General features: G+C 28.8%; 21 protein-coding genes. 18 read left to right on the top strand and 3 right to left on the bottom strand.

Translation table 11 applies throughout. The features are described 5' to 3' along the window. Positions 1 to 16: 16 nt before the first annotated feature. The 8 genes from KGF46_RS12290 (at position 17) to KGF46_RS12325 (ending at position 8,731) form a co-directional block, all read left to right on the top strand. Positions 17 to 697, top strand: a complete 681-nt coding sequence (locus KGF46_RS12290) for an ABC transporter ATP-binding protein (protein ID WP_227842833.1) — start codon at positions 17 to 19, stop codon at positions 695 to 697. Positions 698 to 1,734: 1,037 nt separating this feature from the next. Next, complete coding sequence (locus tag KGF46_RS12295; RefSeq protein ID WP_227829625.1) at positions 1,735 to 2,571, top strand: PRD domain-containing protein; 837 nt, start codon at positions 1,735 to 1,737, stop codon at positions 2,569 to 2,571. Between the two features lie 434 nt (positions 2,572 to 3,005). Continuing rightward, positions 3,006 to 4,583: a PTS transporter subunit EIIC gene (locus tag KGF46_RS12300; protein ID WP_227842834.1), complete on the top strand. Its 1,578-nt coding sequence runs from the start codon at positions 3,006 to 3,008 to the stop codon at positions 4,581 to 4,583. Next, entirely contained in the window at positions 4,576 to 5,757 is a 1,182-nt protein-coding gene (locus KGF46_RS12305) for a MalY/PatB family protein (protein WP_227850607.1), read from the top strand. The genes KGF46_RS12300 and KGF46_RS12305 overlap by 8 nt, the downstream gene beginning before the upstream one ends. A gap of 19 nt (positions 5,758 to 5,776) precedes the next feature. Then, on the top strand, positions 5,777 to 6,376 hold the full coding sequence (locus tag KGF46_RS12310) for a KpsF/GutQ family sugar-phosphate isomerase (RefSeq protein ID WP_227829622.1): 600 nt from the start codon (positions 5,777 to 5,779) through the stop codon (positions 6,374 to 6,376). Between the two features lie 23 nt (positions 6,377 to 6,399). Next, entirely contained in the window at positions 6,400 to 6,870 is a 471-nt protein-coding gene (locus KGF46_RS12315; protein WP_227829621.1) for a PTS glucose transporter subunit IIA, read from the top strand. Between the two features lie 369 nt (positions 6,871 to 7,239). After that, on the top strand, positions 7,240 to 7,986 hold the full coding sequence (locus tag KGF46_RS12320) for a DUF2087 domain-containing protein (RefSeq protein ID WP_227829620.1): 747 nt from the start codon (positions 7,240 to 7,242) through the stop codon (positions 7,984 to 7,986). Positions 7,987 to 8,257: 271 nt separating this feature from the next. Further along, positions 8,258 to 8,731 carry a hypothetical protein gene (locus KGF46_RS12325; RefSeq protein ID WP_227862003.1) on the top strand — a complete coding sequence of 158 codons (474 nt, stop codon included), beginning with the start codon at positions 8,258 to 8,260 and terminating at the stop codon, positions 8,729 to 8,731. A 222-nt stretch (positions 8,732 to 8,953) separates the two neighbouring features. On the opposite strand, the gene KGF46_RS12330 is transcribed toward KGF46_RS12325, so the two are convergent. Together KGF46_RS12330 and KGF46_RS12335 are read right to left on the bottom strand one after the other, a co-directional pair. Further along, entirely contained in the window at positions 8,954 to 10,249 is a 1,296-nt protein-coding gene (locus tag KGF46_RS12330) for an MATE family efflux transporter (protein WP_227862004.1), read from the bottom strand. Positions 10,250 to 10,251: 2 nt separating this feature from the next. Next, positions 10,252 to 10,698, bottom strand: coding sequence for a MarR family winged helix-turn-helix transcriptional regulator (locus KGF46_RS12335; protein WP_227842837.1), 447 nt, complete (start codon positions 10,696 to 10,698; stop codon positions 10,252 to 10,254). Between the two features lie 159 nt (positions 10,699 to 10,857). On the opposite strand from KGF46_RS12335, the gene KGF46_RS20375 reads away from it, so the two are divergent. From KGF46_RS20375 to KGF46_RS20385, 5 genes are all read left to right on the top strand, one after another. Further along, complete coding sequence (locus tag KGF46_RS20375) at positions 10,858 to 11,040, top strand: transposase (protein ID WP_227842838.1); 183 nt, start codon at positions 10,858 to 10,860, stop codon at positions 11,038 to 11,040. Further along, the gene (locus KGF46_RS12345) at positions 11,012 to 12,586 is read left to right on the top strand and encodes a ClC family H(+)/Cl(-) exchange transporter (RefSeq protein ID WP_227850608.1); all 1,575 of its coding nucleotides are present in this window, start codon (positions 11,012 to 11,014) and stop codon (positions 12,584 to 12,586) included. The genes KGF46_RS20375 and KGF46_RS12345 overlap by 29 nt, the downstream gene beginning before the upstream one ends. A gap of 121 nt (positions 12,587 to 12,707) precedes the next feature. Beyond that, positions 12,708 to 13,658, top strand: a complete 951-nt coding sequence (locus KGF46_RS12350; RefSeq protein WP_227842840.1) for a DUF1848 domain-containing protein — start codon at positions 12,708 to 12,710, stop codon at positions 13,656 to 13,658. 224 nt (positions 13,659 to 13,882) lie between these two features. After that, positions 13,883 to 14,404 carry a hypothetical protein gene (locus KGF46_RS20380; protein ID WP_413841279.1) on the top strand — a complete coding sequence of 174 codons (522 nt, stop codon included), beginning with the start codon at positions 13,883 to 13,885 and terminating at the stop codon, positions 14,402 to 14,404. A gap of 12 nt (positions 14,405 to 14,416) precedes the next feature. After that, positions 14,417 to 14,830: a hypothetical protein gene (locus tag KGF46_RS20385; RefSeq protein WP_413841277.1), complete on the top strand. Its 414-nt coding sequence runs from the start codon at positions 14,417 to 14,419 to the stop codon at positions 14,828 to 14,830. A 59-nt stretch (positions 14,831 to 14,889) separates the two neighbouring features. Here the strand turns inward: KGF46_RS20385 and KGF46_RS12360 are convergent, their stop codons facing one another. Next, positions 14,890 to 15,285, bottom strand: coding sequence for a MerR family transcriptional regulator (locus KGF46_RS12360; RefSeq protein WP_227829613.1), 396 nt, complete (start codon positions 15,283 to 15,285; stop codon positions 14,890 to 14,892). Positions 15,286 to 15,403: 118 nt separating this feature from the next. On the opposite strand from KGF46_RS12360, the gene KGF46_RS12365 reads away from it, so the two are divergent. The 5 genes from KGF46_RS12365 to KGF46_RS12385 all read left to right on the top strand — a co-directional run bounded on the left by KGF46_RS12365 (position 15,404) and on the right by KGF46_RS12385 (position 19,206). Continuing rightward, positions 15,404 to 16,264: an aldo/keto reductase gene (locus KGF46_RS12365; RefSeq protein ID WP_227829612.1), complete on the top strand. Its 861-nt coding sequence runs from the start codon at positions 15,404 to 15,406 to the stop codon at positions 16,262 to 16,264. Between the two features lie 22 nt (positions 16,265 to 16,286). Next, positions 16,287 to 16,913, top strand: coding sequence for a flavodoxin (locus tag KGF46_RS12370; RefSeq protein WP_227829611.1), 627 nt, complete (start codon positions 16,287 to 16,289; stop codon positions 16,911 to 16,913). An 18-nt stretch (positions 16,914 to 16,931) separates the two neighbouring features. Beyond that, positions 16,932 to 17,078, top strand: coding sequence for a hypothetical protein (locus KGF46_RS12375; protein WP_227829610.1), 147 nt, complete (start codon positions 16,932 to 16,934; stop codon positions 17,076 to 17,078). A gap of 371 nt (positions 17,079 to 17,449) precedes the next feature. Continuing rightward, positions 17,450 to 17,782, top strand: coding sequence for a winged helix-turn-helix transcriptional regulator (locus tag KGF46_RS12380; protein ID WP_227829609.1), 333 nt, complete (start codon positions 17,450 to 17,452; stop codon positions 17,780 to 17,782). A gap of 125 nt (positions 17,783 to 17,907) precedes the next feature. Beyond that, a complete protein-coding gene (locus tag KGF46_RS12385; RefSeq protein WP_227856742.1) occupies positions 17,908 to 19,206 on the top strand; it encodes a cytochrome c biogenesis protein/redoxin in 1,299 nt (432 codons plus the stop codon). Positions 19,207 to 19,284 lie beyond the last annotated feature (78 nt).

Genomic DNA, 19,284 nt, shown 5'->3' on the forward strand with positions numbered 1-19,284 from the left:
GTGATGTAAATTGGTAATGCTAGAACTGATAGATGTTAATTATAAATATGAGGGAAGTAATAAATATGTATTAAAAGATGTAAGTGCCAAATTTGAAGCTGGAAAAATGTATGTTATTATAGGAAAGCCTCGGGCAGGAAAGAGTACTTTGTTATCTATAATATCAGGTCTTGATGATTATACTGATGGAAGTATTATTTACAAGGGCAAGGATTTAAGAGATATAAATAAGGATATGTATAGAAATAAGGATATAGGAGCTATATTTAAAGATTATAACTTATTAAATAATGAAACTATTTTGGAGAATATGTTTTTACCAATGAGAATTAGTGAAAATAAGAAAAAGAATAAAAAGGAAATAGTATATAAAATTCTACAAAAGGTAGGAATTGATAAAGAAAAAGTAATGGATAGAGTAGAAAACTTATCTTATTATGATAAACAAAAAGTGTGTATTGCTAGGTCATTATCTAATAATCCTGACTTAATAGTATGTGATGATATTATAGAAAGCACAGATGATAAAAGTGAAGAAAGTCTAATAAATGTGTTTTACAATTTGGCACATAAAGATAATAAATGTGTGATAATAGCAACAAGTTCAGAGGAAGTTGCTTTATTTGCTGATGAGATATGGGGAATAAATAATGGAAACTTGATGTTTATAAAAAGTAAAGATAACAATATAGATTAACATAAATAAAGCATTATCATAATTTTGTGATAATGCTTTTTATCTTTAAAAGAACATATAAATATTCAAACAAATCTTGCCAATCGTCAGGTGAAAACTGACGAATGATTAATCGTTCTGTCTCCATTTAAATCCCCCTATTTTATAAGTAATAACCCATAGTAAATTTTTTAAAGACCTAATAAAAAAAGCTAACATGGGTTTCTTTAATTCTAGTATTTTAGTATGTATCTGTCAAATATAAAGATACTGTTATAGAAGTTGTTTTAGATTGAAATTATATGAAAAACACCTAAATAACACGAAAATGAGCTACAGTTGGGGGGAACTGTAGCTCATTCTATTTTGGGGGAGATAGGTTGAACTTATTGGTTATCCGTATCATATTTTTAGTATAGTCACTTATTTTAGATTATATACATTTTTTTATAAATTTTACATAAAATGTTAAATGTTATAATTGATTAGGTATTATTAGAGGTGATAAAGTTTTAATTATAGAAAATTAATGAAAAAATGTATTATAAATAATTGGAAAATATTATATAAGGTATTAAAATATTAATGTATTTACAGCAATTTAGGAAAAAATATGAAATCTATTCGTAAATATGAAATAAAAATATAATTTAAAAAATATTTGAGGAAAATTTCATATAAAGAATCTTTTATATTAATCTGATTTTTGGGTATACCTATTTTAAAAAAACTTATAATGCAATATAATCTGAATTTAAACAAATACTTAATGAATGCACATTAAGATACTTGAAAATACTGGAAGATATATATTGGAATAAAAAATATTGAATAACTTTAAAGAATTGAATATAGATATAAAACATTTAAATATATTTAAATGAAAAAAATACAAAAAACGACAATTTGGTTTCGGCTAGTTAAAATGTTTTGTAATTGTAGTATTATAGGGTAAAATGCAAAATATATGCGAAAGTAAAATTTTAAATATTGACATTAAATTAAATATAATATACTATGTAAGTGTGATGGAACATTTTTTTCAGAGGGGATTTATAGTGAATATAAAAAAAATATTTAATAACAATGTAGTAGTAAGCTCCCTAGAAGATGGCACAGAGATAATTGTAACTGGTGCTGGAGTTGGATTCAAGAAAAAAGTAGGAGATTTGATAGATGAAAGTTTGATTTCTAAGAAATATTTTGTTCAAGATAATCAAAAAGACAAATACAATCAAATACTTAATAAAACCTCAATTGAATATTTTAAAATTTCAGATGAAATTATAGGAAAAGCTAATGAAGTTTTAAATACTCAAGTAAATGATTCAATAATATTGGCTTTAACTAGTCATATAGAATTCGCTGTCCAAAGAGAAAAACAGGGTATAAAATTACCTAATTTGATACTGAATGAAACAAAACAACTTTATAGAGAAGAATTTGAATTTGGATTATGGGCAATTGATGAAATTGAAAAAAAGATAGGAATAAGGTTGCCTGAAGATGAAGCAGGATATATTGCTATTCATATAATCAATGGATTAGAAAATTCTCAAAAAGATGAAGGTATTAATATACTAGAGTTTTCAAAACAAGTTGTTCAGATAATAGAAGAAGTACATGGATTTAAATTAGATGTAAATTCACTGAACTACTCTAGGCTTATAACTCACTTAAAGTTTTTCGTTCAAAGAATTTTAAGAAAAGAAACTTACAAAGATAGTGATGTTGAAGATATGTATAAACTAGTAAATAAAAACTATAATAAACCTAAAGTATGTACTGAAGAAATTGCAGCATTGGTATTAGACAGATTTGAATATAAAATTAGTAAAGAAGAAGAATTATATCTAATGATTCATATAAATAAAATAACAAACAGTGGTTGTTAGGATTGTAACTGATAAAGCAGGCAAAACCTAAGTCATTGAACTTAATTTTAGTTAAGTTTTTTGATTTAGGCTTTTTTATTGAATACAGACAGTGACTTTTAGGATTGTAACTGGTTAAGCAGGCAAAACCTAAATCATTGAACTTAATTATTAGATTAAGTTTTTTGATTTAGGTTTTTTTATTAAATAAACACAATGGCTTTTAGGATTGTAACTGGTTAAGCAGGCAAAACCTAAATCATTGAACTTAGTTATTAGATTAAGTTTTTTGATTTAGGCTTTTTTATTAAATATAGACAATGGCTTTTAGGGTTGTAACTGGTTGAGCAGGCAAAACCTAAATCATTGAACTTAGTTATTAGATTAAGTTTTTTGATTTAGGTTTTTCTATAAATTAGATTATGTTTTTTATATAAAAATAGGAGGGTGAAAATATGAAAAAAAATAAGTTAGGTCTATGGAATTTCTTCCAAATGTTAGGAAAAACGTTTATGTTCCCAATAGCACTACTTAGTGTTTCTGGTATGATGCTAGGTCTTGGGGCTGGTTTTACAGACCCTAAGATGATTGCAATGGTTCCATTTCTAGGAAATGAATATGTTAATATGATTTTAAATTTTATGTTAACAATAGGATTATTTGCATTTAATAACTTGGGGGCATTATTTGCAATGGCAATTCCACTAGGATTATTAAAAAAAGAAAAAGAGTTTGGTGCATTTTCAGGTTTAGTAGGATTTATAGCAATGCATATAGGTACAAATTTTTATTTAACAAGAGCTGATTTATTAGTAGCAGCAGACCAAATGTCAACTAATGGTCAAGCTATGATTATGGGTATACAGACATATAACACAAGTGTTTTAGGTGGTATTATAGCAGGTTTAATTGTTTATGCAATGTATGATAAAGTTAGTAATTTGAAAATACCAGAATCATTAGGATTCTACAGTGGACCAAGATTAGTTCCAATTGTTAGTTTAATAGTTATGAGTATCGTTGGTTTATTAATACCTATTGTTTGGCCACCATTTTTCAATGCGTTCCAAAGTTTAGGAAGATGGATTTCTTCAGCAGGGCCATTAGGATATTTCTCATATGCAGTAGCTGAAAGGGTTACAATACCATTTGGATTAAACCACCTTGTAACATCTGTATTCCGTTTTACACCAATAGGTGGAACTGCTGTTATTGATGGAGAAACATACTTTGGAACATTGAACATGTTTATGGCATATGTGGAGAATAATCAGATTATACCTCTTGATTTAGCTGGTAAAATGGAGCAAGGGAAATTAATGATTCAATATGGTTTAGCTGGGGCAGCATTAGCTATCTATCGTACAGCAAAACCAGAAAATAGAAAAGCACTTAAAGGACTTCTAATATCAGGAGTGTTGACAGTTATTATAGGTGGTATAAGTGAACCAATAGAGTTTTTATTCTTATTTATCTCACCAGCATTATTTGCTTTCCATACATTTATGAATGGTTTAGCAAACATGGTACTTCCATACTTGGGTGTATTGATGGGATTCACAGGAGATTTAATAGCATTTATAAGTTTTGGAGTATTGAGAGGAGCAGCTACAGGATGGCCAATAGCAGTATTAGTAGCAGCTTTATACTTTGCAATATATTACTTTGTATTTAAATGGGCAATTCTTAAATTTAATATAAAAACTCCAGGACGTGAAGATAAAGAAATAAAAGTTTCTGAAGGGAATGGTTCAGATTTTAAAAATCTATCTACATACAAAGGTCAGCAAATGATAGCAGCACTAGGAGGGCAATCTAACATATTATCATTAGACAATTGTGTAACTAGATTACGTTTAAAATTACAAGATGTATCACTAATAAATGAAGATGCAATTAAAGAAGCTGGTGGTATAGCTGTTGTTAAATTAGATGAACATACAATTCAAGTAATTATAGGTACTCAAGTGTACTCTTTAAGAAAGCAAATGGATAAGGCGATGGAAGGTCATTTGGAGGCATATAATGATTAACTTTGATAAAAAAGTAAACCGATTGGGTACATATTGTACCCAATGGGATTATGTAGAAGATAGATTTGGAAAAAAAGGATTACTTCCTTTTACAATATCAGATATGGATTTGGAATTTCCAAATGAGATAACAGAAGTATTGAAAGAAAGATTAAATCATAGAGTATTAGGATATAGCAGATGGAAGCACGATGATTTTAGAGATTCTATCAGAAATTGGTACTCTAAGAGATTTAATTGTAGTATTGATAGCAATTGGACATATTACAGTCCAAGTGTAATGTATTCAATTAGTAAACTCATTGAAATTTTTAGTGATGAAGGTGATGAAGTATTAATAAATACTCCTGCGTATAATGCTTTTTATGAAGTAATAGGAAAAAACAATCGCAATATTATAAAATCTCCCCTTATAAATAAGGATGGATTTTACTCTATTGATTTTGAGGATTTTGAGAAAAAATGTAAAGATTCTAAGATATTTATTTTATGCAATCCTCATAATCCAACAGGTAGAGTGTGGAGTGAATTAGAGCTTATTAAGATGGTAAGGATTTGTAAGGAGAATAATGTAAAAATAATATCAGATGATATACATATGGATATTGTATATGATAATAAAATGACACCTGTTTTAAATGTGGCAGACAATTATTTAGAGTCTATATTTATTTGTACATCAGCATCTAAGTCTTTTAATATACCAGCATTGACTGGGTCATATGTCATTATACCAAATGAAGAGACAAGAACTAAGTTTGAAAATATAACTAGATATCGTGATTTTGTAAATTCACCAGCTATACTAGCTATTTTGGGGACAATGACTTGTTATAATGACTGTGAATATTGGCTAGATGAGTTATTGAAATACCTTAAAGAGAATCTTCAATATACAATTAACTATATAGAAAATAATTTAAATCCATTAAAATTGGTTATGCCAGAAGGCTGTTACTTTGCTTGGATTGATTTCTCTGAGCTTAAAATAAGCAGTGAAAAATTCCAAAATCTATTAATAGATATTGGTGAAGTTGCTATTATGGCAGGCAAGGTATATGGAGAAGAAAGTGAGTTTTATTTAAGGTTAAATGTTGCATGTTCAAGAGAAAAACTTGAAGATGGCTTAAATAGAATTAAAAAAACTATAGATTATATTACAGAAAATATTTAATATAGAAGGGGAGATGATTATGAACTATTTAAAAACAATGGTTGATGTTATGACTACTGAAATGAATGCTATAAAGTGTTTAATAGATGAAGCAGGTATTGAATATGAAAATATAGTTAATGAAATTGCAAACTGTAAAGGTAAAGTGATTTTTATGGGTGTAGGTAAATCTGCACATATAGGTAAAAAATTGGCAGCTACATTTGCAAGTACTGGTACACCAAGTTTTTTTGTACATGCAACAGAAGCAGTACATGGAGATTTAGGAATGATTGAAAGTCAAGATATTACAATTTTAATCTCAAATAGTGGAAATTCTATGGAAGTTGTAAATTGTATAAAATACGTTAAAGCAATAGGTTCTAAAACGATTGCTTTTACTTCAAATAGAAATTCAGTATTGGCAAAAGAATGCGATTATGCTTTAATATATCCTGCAAAGGATGAAGCTGACCACTTAAATTTAGCACCAACAACATCATCTACAATTACTTTGGTTTTAGGAGATTCTATTGCATGTGCATTATCTAAAAACAGTAATTTTGACTCAGCTGATTTTTATAAATATCATCCAGGAGGAAGTCTAGGTGAAAAACTAAAGGCAGCTAATAATGGTTAAAAGTAAAAAGGAGAGTATATTTTATGTTTAAAATGTTTAAGAAAAAATCAATAAAATCACCAATATCAGGAAAGGTAATAGAGTTATCTAAAATACCAGATGCTGTATTTTCTCAAAAACTTATGGGCGAAGGTGTAGCTATAGATTCTACAGGTGATATTGTTTATGCTCCAGCTAATGGTAAGGTGGCAGTTGTAGCAGAAACTAAACATGCATTTGTTATAGAACTAGAAAATGGAATGGAACTTCTTATTCATGTTGGTTTAGATACTGTAAACTTAAAAGGTGAAGGATTTGAAGCATTAGTAAGTGTAGGAGACCAAGTAAAAGAGGGGGCACCAATGTTAAAATTTGACCGTTCATTAATTGAATCAAATGGTATCTCACTTATTACTCCAGTTACAATAACTAATCATTCAGAGTACAATATGAATACATATAATGTAGGTAATAGTGTAGAGGGTGGAAAAGATACTGTAATTGAGTTTAAATAAAAAGTATAAAATAAAAGATTACTGTCTATAAACTTATGTTGTACAATGTAAATTTAATATAAAGTTGTACTATATAAATTTAATATAAATATGTTAGATAAAAAGGGATTTGCTTGATTCTAAATTGAGTAGTTCCTTTTATTTTTTTGTAATTAGTTTTGTACGTTTATATTTAGATAGAAAAATACCTAATTATAAATAGTAATTGTTCAAATAGAGATTTAAATATATTGTTTGGAGATACATTGTAATTTAAAAGTTAGACACACATGATTTATATAAACTTAAAATAGAAATGTTGACAATAATAATAAACTTTAGTATGATATGTTTATTAAAAAGATAAACTATATGATGGAGGTGAATAATATGAAGATTGAAAATCTTTCTATTAAAGATATCAAAAAAGGTTATGTATTCAATGCAGACTTAAATTGCTATAGTTGCATTATTTGTGGAAAAACATATGAAGTAGGAGAAATATACCGAGTTGGTGACAGATTTTTTGAAGCATCAAGAGCTATTGAATTGCATACAAAATTAAAACATGGTGACTATTTGGAACAATTAGTCAATAATGATTCAAAGTACAATACATTAACTGATAATCAAAAACAATTATTTAAATTATTTATTAGTGATTTATCAGATAAAGAAATTGCAAAAGAGCTTGGAGTATCTACCTCTACAATACGTCATCAAAAATTTATGTTTAGAGAAAAAGCAAAACAAGCTAAGCTATACTTGGCTTTATATGAATCTGTATTTGAAGATAAATCTAATAGAGATAGTACTATAATACCAATCCACGAACATGCCAAAATGGTAGATGAGAGATATGTAGTAACTGAAGAAGAAAGAAAACACATTTTAGAAACATCATTTGAAAGTATGAACCCTCTAAAATTAAAAGTTTTTTCATCAAAAGAAAAGAAAAAAGTTGTTATTTTGTCTAAAATTTTAGAACAATTTGAGCAAGGAAAGCAATATTCAGAAAAAGAAGTTAATCAAATTTTAGAGTCTATATATTATGATTTTGCAACGATTAGAAGATATTTAATTGAATATGGTTTTATGAGTAGAAATAAAGAGTGTACAAAGTATTGGTTAACATAATAAAACGCCAGAATCTATTAGTATATAAAGCTATTTCTTACTTGATTAACTGTGAAAGGAGTCAAAAATGAATGATGAGTTGAAATCTATTTTGTACAACGAAGGTGTAGACATTATTCGTTTTGTTGATATATCTGAATTTCCAATAAATCAAACATGAGGTTTTTCTAAGGCAATTTTATTTTGTATAGGATTGTCAAAGAAGTTTATTAAAGATATATACAATAATTTACCTACAGACAGTGATGAGTTTTTGGAAAAAGAGGAAAAGATGGAAAAACTAGCTGATTGGATTTCTGAATATCTTCAAACAAAAGGTTATAGTGCTTATGCTCAATCAGAAAAAAATAATATAGAACATAGATACATTGAAAGAGGATATATTGACCCTAAGATGCAATCAGGTATTAGCCCTTTACCACACAAGACAATAGCTAATATTAGTGGTATTGGATTCATGGGAAAAAATAATTTATTTATCACTGAGGAATTTGGATGTGCTTTTAGTATGTGTACAGTACTTACAGATGCACCAATTTCTGTTGAAAAGCATCCTTTGATTGATTCAAAATGTGGTGATTGCAATGTTTGTGTAGAAAAATGCCCTGCAAAAGCTATACATGGAAATGCTTGGACTCATCAAGGGGGAAGAGAGTCTATAATTGATATTTCTAAATGTTTTTGTGTTTTAAAATGTATGGTGAATTGCCCATGGTCATTGAAATATGCAAATCAAAAATTATAATATAGATATGAGCTAGACATTTTTATTGTTTTTTAGCTTTCTTAAAAAAATAAATTTATAGGGTGCTTAATAATTGCACCCTTTGTAAAATTTAATATGAATAAACACAATAACTGAGGTAATTGTCAATAACAGCATAAGCTAGAAGAGCAAATAAAAGCTTAATAATAAAATCTAAAAACGATAAGGATATTTTTAAATAATTTTCAATAAAATATTTGCCTATAATGTGTCTAATCTAGCATATTTTTTTAATAGAATGAAACCAACTACTGCAAGACAAGCTTGTGTCAAAGGTACAGAAATCCATACACCATTTAATCCCAGTATGTTTGGTAAAATCAAAGCAACTAGAGCAGTAAGTAGTAAAGGCTCTCCATAAATTAAAATATATGCTAACAGATTCTTTCTGACTGCATAAAAGAATGATGTTGTAATACGTAAAAATGCTATAAATAAAAATCCTGAAATAAAAATTGGAAGTACACTAGAAATGCTTTGTGCTACTATGTCTGATACTCCAAAGAAGTTTGGTAATTTATCTTTAAGAAGATAAATTACAATCATACAAACAATTGAAGTTGTAAATGCTGTGATATAGGCCATTTTTCTAACTTCATTTACAGACTTTAAATTATTTGCACCATAATAATTTCCAATCAATGGTTGACATCCATCACCAATACCTTGTAAAAGTAATTGAATAATACAAATTATATAACTTACAACTGCGTAACAAGCAGCAGCTTGTGCACCACCATATGAAAGAGCACCTTTATTTAGAATTATAATGACTATATTTGGAGAAAGTGTTAATCCAAATGGAGAAACAGCAACTTCGATTATTTTTTTAAAGAAGTATGGCATAGGTTTAAATATAGCAAATCCAAATAACTTCTTTTTAATAGTCAAAAATAAAATACAAGGAAGTAGAGTAACCATTTGACCAATGACTGTGGCTATTGCAGCTCCTAATAATCCATATGAATATACTGAAACAAACAACCAATCCAAAACTACATTTGTTAAGAAGCCTGCAACCATAGAAGACATTGCCACTAATGAACCATTATAATTTCTAATAATTGGGATAAGACCTGTACCAATAATTTGGAATGTTGCTCCGTAAATAATAATTTTTATGTAAGATATTGCATGATTTAAGATTTCTCCCTCAGCTCCAAATATTCTTAAAATTGATTGAGAAGTCAAACCTAATATTATTGTGGAAATTATACAAGCCACAAGCAATATAAAAATAGTATTTCCAAGATATTTATTTTCATCTTCATCACCTCTACCAAGACATATAGCAATTTGAATTGCTCCACCCATACCAATTCCTGTCCCAATTGCCTGAATTAATGCAGTCAGTGGATAGGCAATATTGATTGCAGCAAGTCCTGCATCTCCGATATTTCTACCCACAAACCATCCATCTACAATGGCATAAACACCTGAAAAAGCAAAAGCTAACATAGAGGGTAGTACATTTTTTAAGAATTGTTTCTTTACCATAGTTATTTTTTAGTCTCCATTTCTTTTTTGAATAGTTCTAAAAATAGAGCATTGTTTTTTGTCATTGATTCTCTATTTGTTTGCCCCATTTTGTGCATGACAGATTCCTCAAGCTTAAGCAAATCTTGAAGAACATCTTGTGCATAAATTTTTCCTATTGGAGTTAGGTGAATGATTTTATTACGTCTATCATTCTCATTAACCAATAGTTCAATATAACCTTTATCTTTAAAATTTTTTAGTACAGAGTTTATAGTTTGCTTTGGCATAAGCCATTCGTCACATATAATTTTTTGGGTGCAATTTTCTTGATTTTCCCATATTGCATATAGTGCAAATAGTGAATGTACACTCATGTTATATGATTTGGCCCATTCGTCGTACAGATTGTTTAGACCAAGCCAATAGGCGTAATATTCTTTAATATGTTTTTTTATATCATCTTTCATGGTATTTTTCCTCCGTAATATTAGTCTGATTTAGGACTAATATTATCATGGTTTTTTATTAAAGTCAAGAGTAAAGTAAAAATAAAATAATATGCCCTTCTTTATTTTTCCAAAGATGTATTGTATTATTGATTCAGTGGTAAATACGATGAAATTAAGTTGGATAACAATAGTCATTCAGTATTTAAATTACATTATAAGTTGGTTATGTGTATCAAATATAGAAGAAAAGTAATAGATGATTTTGTTCGAAATGAACTAAAAAATATATTTATTCATATTGAACCAAATTATGGAGTGGAGGAGAAAGATTATGAAAAAAGATACATCTCATGTAATTAAGAGGGCCGAGCGATTTCAAGTTATTTTGATTGGCGAAGGGCTTCTTGTAGGTGCTATAGCTGGTTTGATTGTACTTTTATATAGGATACTTTTGGGGCAGGCTGGTACTTGGCTCAACCAAATATTAAATTTTGTAAAAGGTTCAACTGTGAAAATAGCACTCTGGTTTGCAGTGCTTGCACTGCTTGCGTGGATTGTATCAAAGCTAGTAAATTGGGAGCCAATGATTTCAGGGAGTGGTATTCCTCAGCTAGAAGGAGAGATGACAGGTAAAATCAAGCAAGTATGGTGGCGTGTGTTGCCAGCCAAATTTGTTGGAGGATTCTTATCGCTTATGGGTGGTCTTGCCTTGGGAAGAGAAGGACCTTCTATCCAGCTTGGTGCTATGGTAGGAAAGGGTATTTCCAGAGCTCTTGATAGAGGAAAAACAGAGGAAAAGTTCTTGCTCACTTGTGGGGCAAGTGCAGGATTATCAGCAGCCTTCCATGCACCACTGGCAGGCGTCATGTTTTCACTGGAAGAAGTACATAAAAACTTTTCAGTGTCTGTTTTGATTTCTGTGATGACAGCATCTCTAACAGCTGATTATATATCAGCTAATTTTCTAGGCGTGGAATCAGTATTCCAGTTTGACATTGGAAATGTGTTACCACAGAGTTATTATTGGTTGATACTGATTCTAGGTGTTGTGCTTGGAGTTATGGGGGCATTTTATAATTGGTTTACCTTATTTATTCAGTCTCTATATAAAAAGATTCCCAAAATAGGTACATTTGGAAAAATATTGATTCCATTTTTGATGGCTGGTATTTTGGGGCTTTTGATGCCTGAAGTGCTGGGAAGTGGGCATAATCTGGTGGAAGCACTGACAAGCCATGAATATCTGCTGGGAATGGTAGCTTTGATTTTTGTCATCCGTTTTGTATTTTCGGCTGTCAGTTTTGGGTCTGGTGCGCCAGGAGGAATATTTTTTCCACTACTTGTTTTAGGAGCCTTTATTGGGGGAATGTTCGGAATGGTAGGTGTACAGTTTTTTGGAATGAACCTAGACTATGTCAATAATTTTGTACTTCTGGCTATGGCAGGGTATTTTACTGCCATTGTACGTGCGCCTTTGACTGGAATTATATTGATTTTTGAAATGACAGGTTCTGTTAGTCAGATGCTTTCCCTATCCGTTATTTCAATTGTAGCATATATTGTGGCTACACTTCTGAAATCTAAGCCGATTTATGAAAGTCTTCTGGAGAGATTACTTGAGAACAATGGAGAACCTGTTCATAGAGAGAGGGGAGAGAAAATACTAGATCAGTTTTCTGTTATGTTTGGTTCTCCTGTTGCCAACAAAGCAATTCAGGATATTCAATGGCCAGAAAATTGTCTTTTGGTAGCCATTCAAAGAGGAGGAGAAGAAATTATTCCAAAAGGAAAAACAATTCTCAAGGCAAGTGATATAATTGTGACCATGACAGATGAGAGAGACAGTGGCGTTGTGTATGATAAAATGGAAAAACTCTGTAAAGAAAATACCTCATATATTGTCTAGCATAATAGGATGTAAAAAGCATGTTATTGTGTTAAGAAAAATTAGTAAATAATGTGTGTAGAATGTGTTCTGGACAATTCTAAGAGTGACAACAACTATACTTTTGGATGGAGGCTAAATTATGATAGTAAGTGTAAGTAGAAGAACTGATATACCTGCTTTTTATAGTAAGTGGTTTTTTAACAGACTTAAAGAGGGTTTTGTGTATGTTGTTAATCCGATGAATCCAAAACAAGTCAGTAAGATAGAGTTAAATCCGCATACTGTTGATTGCTTTGTATTTTGGACAAAAGATGCAACTCCAATGATATGTGATTTGAATAAATTAAAAGACTACAAATATTATTTTCACTATACTATAACTCCATATGGTAAAGATGTAGAAACACGAATTTTGGATAAAAAGAAGATAATAGAGTCATTTAAAGAATTGTCTAGAAGCATAGGAAAAGAAAGAGTAATTTTGAGATATGACCCAATTTTTCTAAGTGAAAAGTATAACTTAGATTATCATATAAAAGCATTTGATAGATTATGTAGTCAACTTAATGGATTTACAGAAAAATGTATAATAAGTTTTATAGATTTATACAAGAAAACAAAATTTAATACAAAATCATTACATATAAAACCTATACAAATTAAAGAAATAGAAATGTTGTCGAAGGAATTTTTTAGAATATCTCATAAGTATAATATAACACTTGAAATATGCTGTGATGAATATAATTTAAGTAAGTTTGGCATTGGAAACAGTAAGTGTATTGATGATAAGTTAATATCAAAGATTATAGGTAGTGAAGTGAAAGTCAAAAAGGATGATACACAAAGGGACATTTGTGGATGTATTAAGAGTGTTGACATAGGACAGTACAATACTTGTAGACATTATTGTTTATATTGTTATGCTAATTTTAATTATACACAAGTAGAAAAAAATTGTAGACTCTATAATGAAGAGAATAGAGTACTTGTGGGTGCTATAAGAGAAGATGCAAAAATAACTGTTAGAGATATGAAGATTATTAAAATAGATAAAGACAATAATAATCAGATTAGTATATTTGATTAAAAGTAAACATAAAATGGTGACTATTTTAATATGTAAAAAAATATAGAAAAAAGTAAATGTAAAATAAACACTATTTGAATGTGTTAAAAAATATAGAAAATTGTAATAGTAAAATAAGTATAAATAGATATTTTCTATAAGATAGGAATCACTACAATATGTCAATTTGACCAAAATTTTGATATATTGAAAATATAGATAGATTGGTGAAAAGGAGGTATATTTTGAATTTATTAAAGAAATATCCTATACCTATTGCAAGTTTGATTCTATCAATATTTGCTCTAGGCAACTTATTACAATCCTATAGTGAATCATTACATAATGTAATTGGATTTATAGGATTTACTTTATATGCAATTTATATAGTTAAAATAATATTGCTTAGAAAAAGTGTAAAAGAACAACTAGGAAATCCCTTAGTTTTAAGTACATTTCCAACTATAACAATGGCTACAATGATATTTGCTACATATGTAAAACCTTTATCTCCAGAATTAGGTATTGTAATTTGGGGTATAGGAATTGTGGGACATATGGTATTAGTAGTATTGTTTAGTAAGAAGTTTTTAGTTAATTTTTCAATAAAGACAGTATTTCCATCTTGGTATATAGTTTATGTTGGAGTAGTTACAGCTAGTGTTACAGCACCAGTATTTAATCAACTTTTAATTGGTAAAATTGCTTTTTGGATGGGGTTTATATATTATATAGTTCTTATACCAATAGTTTTAAAGAGAGTATGAATAATCAAGGAGATGCCTGAACCATCTTTACCGACTTTAGCCATATTAGTCGCACCAGCCTCATTATTATTGTCTGGTTACATCAATTCTTTTTTAAATAAAAATAGTGTTATATTATACTTATTATTTGTATTGTCAATTGTATTTTACATTGTAGTTTTGGGATACTTACCAAAATTATTAAGATTACCTTTTTATCCAAGCTTTGCTGCATTTACATTTCCTATGGCAATAAGCGCAACTAGTATAAAATTAATGAATGGTTATCTAGTCAAATCTGGAAGTTCTGTAAGTTGGATTGCATATGCGTCAAAATTAGAAGAAATAATAGCTACTATTATAGTTTTATATGTGTTGATTTTGTTTCTTGTACTCGATAATCAAGAGGATGAAGGATTGATATGTGAACCCTTTTTCTTATGGTAAAAAGCGTCACAGATTTCACAGTTTGAATTGACGCTCCATAAAGATAGTAATTGGTTAATTTATCTCACATTTATTAGGTTGCTTGTATATTTTATTTTATTATTTATAATATCATTATAAAATTGCTGTTTTTTATCAATATATTCTATACTATCATTTAATTTCTGCAACTGTCTAAATAACATATCTTTCTTAGCTTCTAATATTTTTTTCCTTTCTGGAATTGAGGACTGACCCATTAAGCATAATGATACATAATGTTTCATTTCTTTGATACTCATGCCACAGTTTTTTAAGCATGATAAACTTTTTATCCATTCTATATCTCTTTCATCAAAAGTCCTATAATTACGGCTATCTCTTTTGACATTGGGAATAAGTCCCTCATTACAATAAAATTTTAATGTTTCATAAGTTAGATTGGTTTGTTTACATACTTCTTTCATAGAATACATAAGAGTTCCTCCAAACATATTTGAATTTTTTTAAAATTAGGTATTGACCGGTAGTAACAACCGGCTTGTATAATTCTATTGTATCCCAAAAATGTACAATGTCAAGGAGGAATAAATAATGGAATATGTTGAATTAAGTAATGGCGTGAAAATACCAAAATTAGGTTTTGGAGTATTTCAGATAACAAAAGAGGAATGTGAAAAGTGCGTGTTAGAGGCAATCAGTGTTGGTTATAGACATATTGATACCGCTCAATCTTATTTTAATGAAGAAGAAGTAGGAAATGCAATCAGCAAATGTGGTCTGAAAAGAGAAGAATTATTCATTACTACAAAAGTATGGATTGATAATTATGGTTACGAGAAAACGAAGCAGTCCATTTTACAATCTATGAGAAAGATGAAAGTAGACTATATAGATTTAGTCTTATTGCACCAACCATTCAGTGATTATTATGGTGCTTATCATGCACTAGAAGATTTATACGAAGCTGGAAAAATCAGAGCAATAGGCGTTAGTAACTTCTCGCCAGATAGGTTAGCGGACATAGCGTCTTTTAACAAGATTGCACCACATGTAAATCAAGTTGAAACAAACCCATTTAACCAACAAGTAAAAGCACAAGAAAACATGATAAAAAGAAGTGTACAAATAGAAGCATGGGCACCATTTGGAGAAGGAAAAAGCAATATGTTTCAGAATCCTGTTTTAAAAGAAATTGCTGATAAACATGATAAATCCATTGCACAAGTTATTTTAAGGTGGCTTATGCAAAGAGATATTGTCGCATTAGCTAAATCCACTCATATCGAACGTATGAAAGAGAATTTTGAAATCTTTGATTTTCAGCTTTCAGATGAGGATATGTGTAAGGTCGCTATGTTAGATACAAACACAAGTTTATTTTTCAATCATCAGACACCAGAAACAGTTGATATGTTTGTAAATATGATTGAAGAACGAAAAGGAAAAATATAAAAATTACAAGGAAGAGAAGAGAATGAAAAAAATAGTTACGATTTTTCTAGGTTTAATGCTTATGTTTATTATGACAGCCTGTGGAACATCTGATTCAGGAAAAACATTAGTAGTTTATTTCTCCATGCCAGAAACTACTGAACCTAAAAATATGACAGAAGATGAAGCAAATAGTACAGTTGTCATTGATGGCGAAGTAATAGGAAATACTCAATATGTAGCAAATGTCATTCAAGAAAGTACAGAAGCAGATATATTTCGCATAGAACCTAAAACACAATATCCGACTGAACACGATGTTCTGGTGGAAGTGGCAAAAAAAGAGCAATCTAATAACGCAAGACCAGAACTAAAAAATCATATCGACGATATAAGCCAATATAACACAATCTTTATTGGTTATCCTACTTGGTGGAGCGATATACCAATGATTTTATACTCATTTTTAGACGAGTACGACTTTTCTGGAAAAACGATTATTCCTTTCAATACTCATGGTGGTAGTGGATTTGCAGATACTATAAATACAATTTCTGAGCTTGAACCTAAAGCAACAGTTTTAAAAGATGGATTTACCGTTTCTAGAAATGATGTTGAAGAAGCAAAGAACGATATTGTATCATGGTTGAATGGTTTAAAGTTAGAGTAGATAAAGGAGAAAATCTTTATGAAGGTGTTCATGGATAATAAGATTCAAAAATCAATTGTTGAAAAATCTGTGAACAGAGAGTTAGAGATAATATCTTTACTAGAAAATTATCTTGTATCAGCATGTTATCTTTCTTACTATTATAAAGATAAGTTTATCATTTAAAAATCTGGCAGATAAATATCTGTCAGATTTTTTAATTTGTATAAATTTGGGTAAATACGAAGATATGGGTTTGATATTATATATAAAAATTATTAAAACAGGATAAAGAACTTAGATAAAGAATTACTATATAAGAACTAAATTTATTTAATATAATTAACTTTAATTTTATATAGTTACAAATATGTAGTTACAAAAAAGTACCCAATTGTGATGTATTTATAAAACTGATATAGTAATTATATAAAAACTTAGAAATATTTTAAAACCAAAATATATATATTAAAAACCTTAAATTAGTAAATATCAACACATTTATAAATGAAATAAAAGCATGTCTTAATAATTAATAAAAAGAAAGAGGAGATAAAATGTACAATATAGATGATATGATATATGACTGTCCAGTAGAGGCATTATCAAGTATATTAGGTAAAAAATGGGTGGCTATAATAATATGGGAGTTACAAAAAGATAAAAAAAGATTTGGCGAATTACAAAGAATTATTCCAGAATGTAGTAAGAAAATGTTAACTCAACAATTAGATTTTTTAATTGAGCAAGGAATTATAATCAACAAAAAAAAGTCAGTTAATAATATTGTAGAATCAACATATTTTTTAAGTGAGTCAGGATTACTATTACTTCCTGTTATGGAAAAGATGATTATGTGGAGCAATAAGAATTTAAATTGTGATAAATAAGTTTTTAAATTTGCTTTTAAATTTACAGTGACTTAATTAAGCTATGAGTGAATATAAAAGTAAAAACAAAAAAGTACATAACTTTTTGTTTTAATAGTGGAAATAGAATAAGGAGGAATTTTAATTTGGAAAATGTAAATTTATTTGTAGTATTTATAGAAGGAATACTATCGTTTTTTTCACCATGTATATTACCAATACTACCTATTTATCTAAGTATACTGTCCAATAGTAGTGTGGAAAATTTAAAAGAGGGAAAAACGAATTTTATAAGAAGTTCTCTATTTAAAAATACTATCTTATTTACTCTAGGAATTTCGACAACCTTTTTTATACTAGGGTCATCAGTAAGAGTATTGAGTATGTTTTTTAATGAGAATAAAGATTTAATAATGTTTATAGGTGGGATTATAATTATTATCATGGGATTGTTTTACATGGGAATAATTAAATCTTCAATACTAAATAGAGAAAAAAGATTGAATGTAAAGTTTAAAGAAATGAAAGCAATAACAGCGTATTTACTTGGATTTACATTTAGTTTTGGGTGGACTCCTTGTATTGGACCAATATTAGCATCTGTATTAGTAATGGTTTCTAGTTCAACTAATCATTTGAATGCAAATCTTTTAATAGTAGTATATACTATTGGATTTATTTTGCCATTTATAATTACAGCTATGTTCTATAGTAAGCTATTTAAGACTATCGATAAAATAAAATCTAATATGGAAACTATTAAAAAGATAGGTGGGGCTATACTTATAATATCAGGAATATTAATGATGATAAATGGATTTGAAAGTGTGAGCAAGCACTTTAATATTCCACAAAAAAATAAAGTTGAAAATAATCAAAGTGTGAATCAAGGAGAGAATAAACAAGAAAATTCTAATGACAATACACAAGGGGAGTCTAGCAACAAAGACAATCAAAAAGAATCTAATGATGAAAATAGTGATAACGGCTCTAATGATGAAGAAAGAATAAAATCCATTGATTTTACTTTAACTGACCAATATGGTAAAACACACAAATTAAGTGATTATGAAGGTAAGGTTGTGTTCTTAAATTTTTGGGCTACATGGTGCCCTCCATGTAAAGAGGAAATGCCTCATATAGAGCAGTTGTATAAAGATTATAAGAAAAATAATGAAGAGGTAGTAATTTTAGGTGTAGCATCACCAAATTTAGGAAGAGAAGGTTCAAGAGAACATGTAATTAGCTTTTTAAAAGATGAAGGATATACTTTTCCTGTTGCACTTGATGAAGATGGAGAACTAGCATATCAATATGGAATTAATGCTTTTCCAACTACATTTATAATTGATAAAGAAGGATATGTAACTCAGTACATTCCAGGAGCAATGAATAAAGAGACCATGAAGTCTTTTATTGAAACTCAGAAAAATAAAAAGTATTAAATATAAGGTTACAAAAAAGTACCTAATTGTATCACCTAGAAAACCTTGTTATAGTAAGTGTATAAATAACGAAGGAAA

Source organism: Clostridioides sp. ZZV14-6153 (assembly GCF_020657855.1).
GTDB lineage: Bacteria > Bacillota > Clostridia > Peptostreptococcales > Peptostreptococcaceae > Clostridioides.

Coding starts and splice junctions, on each gene's coding strand:
- KGF46_RS12290 (WP_227842833.1), top strand. CDS start 17: ATGCTAGAACTGATAGATGTTAATTATAAATATGAGGGAAGTAATAAA.
- KGF46_RS12300 (WP_227842834.1), top strand. CDS start 3,006: ATGAAAAAAAATAAGTTAGGTCTATGGAATTTCTTCCAAATGTTAGGA.
- KGF46_RS12305 (WP_227850607.1), top strand. CDS start 4,576: ATGATTAACTTTGATAAAAAAGTAAACCGATTGGGTACATATTGTACC.
- KGF46_RS12310 (WP_227829622.1), top strand. CDS start 5,777: ATGAACTATTTAAAAACAATGGTTGATGTTATGACTACTGAAATGAAT.
- KGF46_RS12315 (WP_227829621.1), top strand. CDS start 6,400: ATGTTTAAAATGTTTAAGAAAAAATCAATAAAATCACCAATATCAGGA.
- KGF46_RS12320 (WP_227829620.1), top strand. CDS start 7,240: ATGAAGATTGAAAATCTTTCTATTAAAGATATCAAAAAAGGTTATGTA.
- KGF46_RS12325 (WP_227862003.1), top strand. CDS start 8,258: ATGGAAAAACTAGCTGATTGGATTTCTGAATATCTTCAAACAAAAGGT.
- KGF46_RS12330 (WP_227862004.1), bottom strand. CDS start 10,249: ATGGTAAAGAAACAATTCTTAAAAAATGTACTACCCTCTATGTTAGCT.
- KGF46_RS12335 (WP_227842837.1), bottom strand. CDS start 10,698: ATGAAAGATGATATAAAAAAACATATTAAAGAATATTACGCCTATTGG.
- KGF46_RS12345 (WP_227850608.1), top strand. CDS start 11,012: ATGAAAAAAGATACATCTCATGTAATTAAGAGGGCCGAGCGATTTCAA.
- KGF46_RS12350 (WP_227842840.1), top strand. CDS start 12,708: ATGATAGTAAGTGTAAGTAGAAGAACTGATATACCTGCTTTTTATAGT.
- KGF46_RS20385 (WP_413841277.1), top strand. CDS start 14,417: ATGCCTGAACCATCTTTACCGACTTTAGCCATATTAGTCGCACCAGCC.
- KGF46_RS12360 (WP_227829613.1), bottom strand. CDS start 15,285: ATGTATTCTATGAAAGAAGTATGTAAACAAACCAATCTAACTTATGAA.
- KGF46_RS12365 (WP_227829612.1), top strand. CDS start 15,404: ATGGAATATGTTGAATTAAGTAATGGCGTGAAAATACCAAAATTAGGT.
- KGF46_RS12370 (WP_227829611.1), top strand. CDS start 16,287: ATGAAAAAAATAGTTACGATTTTTCTAGGTTTAATGCTTATGTTTATT.
- KGF46_RS12375 (WP_227829610.1), top strand. CDS start 16,932: ATGAAGGTGTTCATGGATAATAAGATTCAAAAATCAATTGTTGAAAAA.
- KGF46_RS12380 (WP_227829609.1), top strand. CDS start 17,450: ATGTACAATATAGATGATATGATATATGACTGTCCAGTAGAGGCATTA.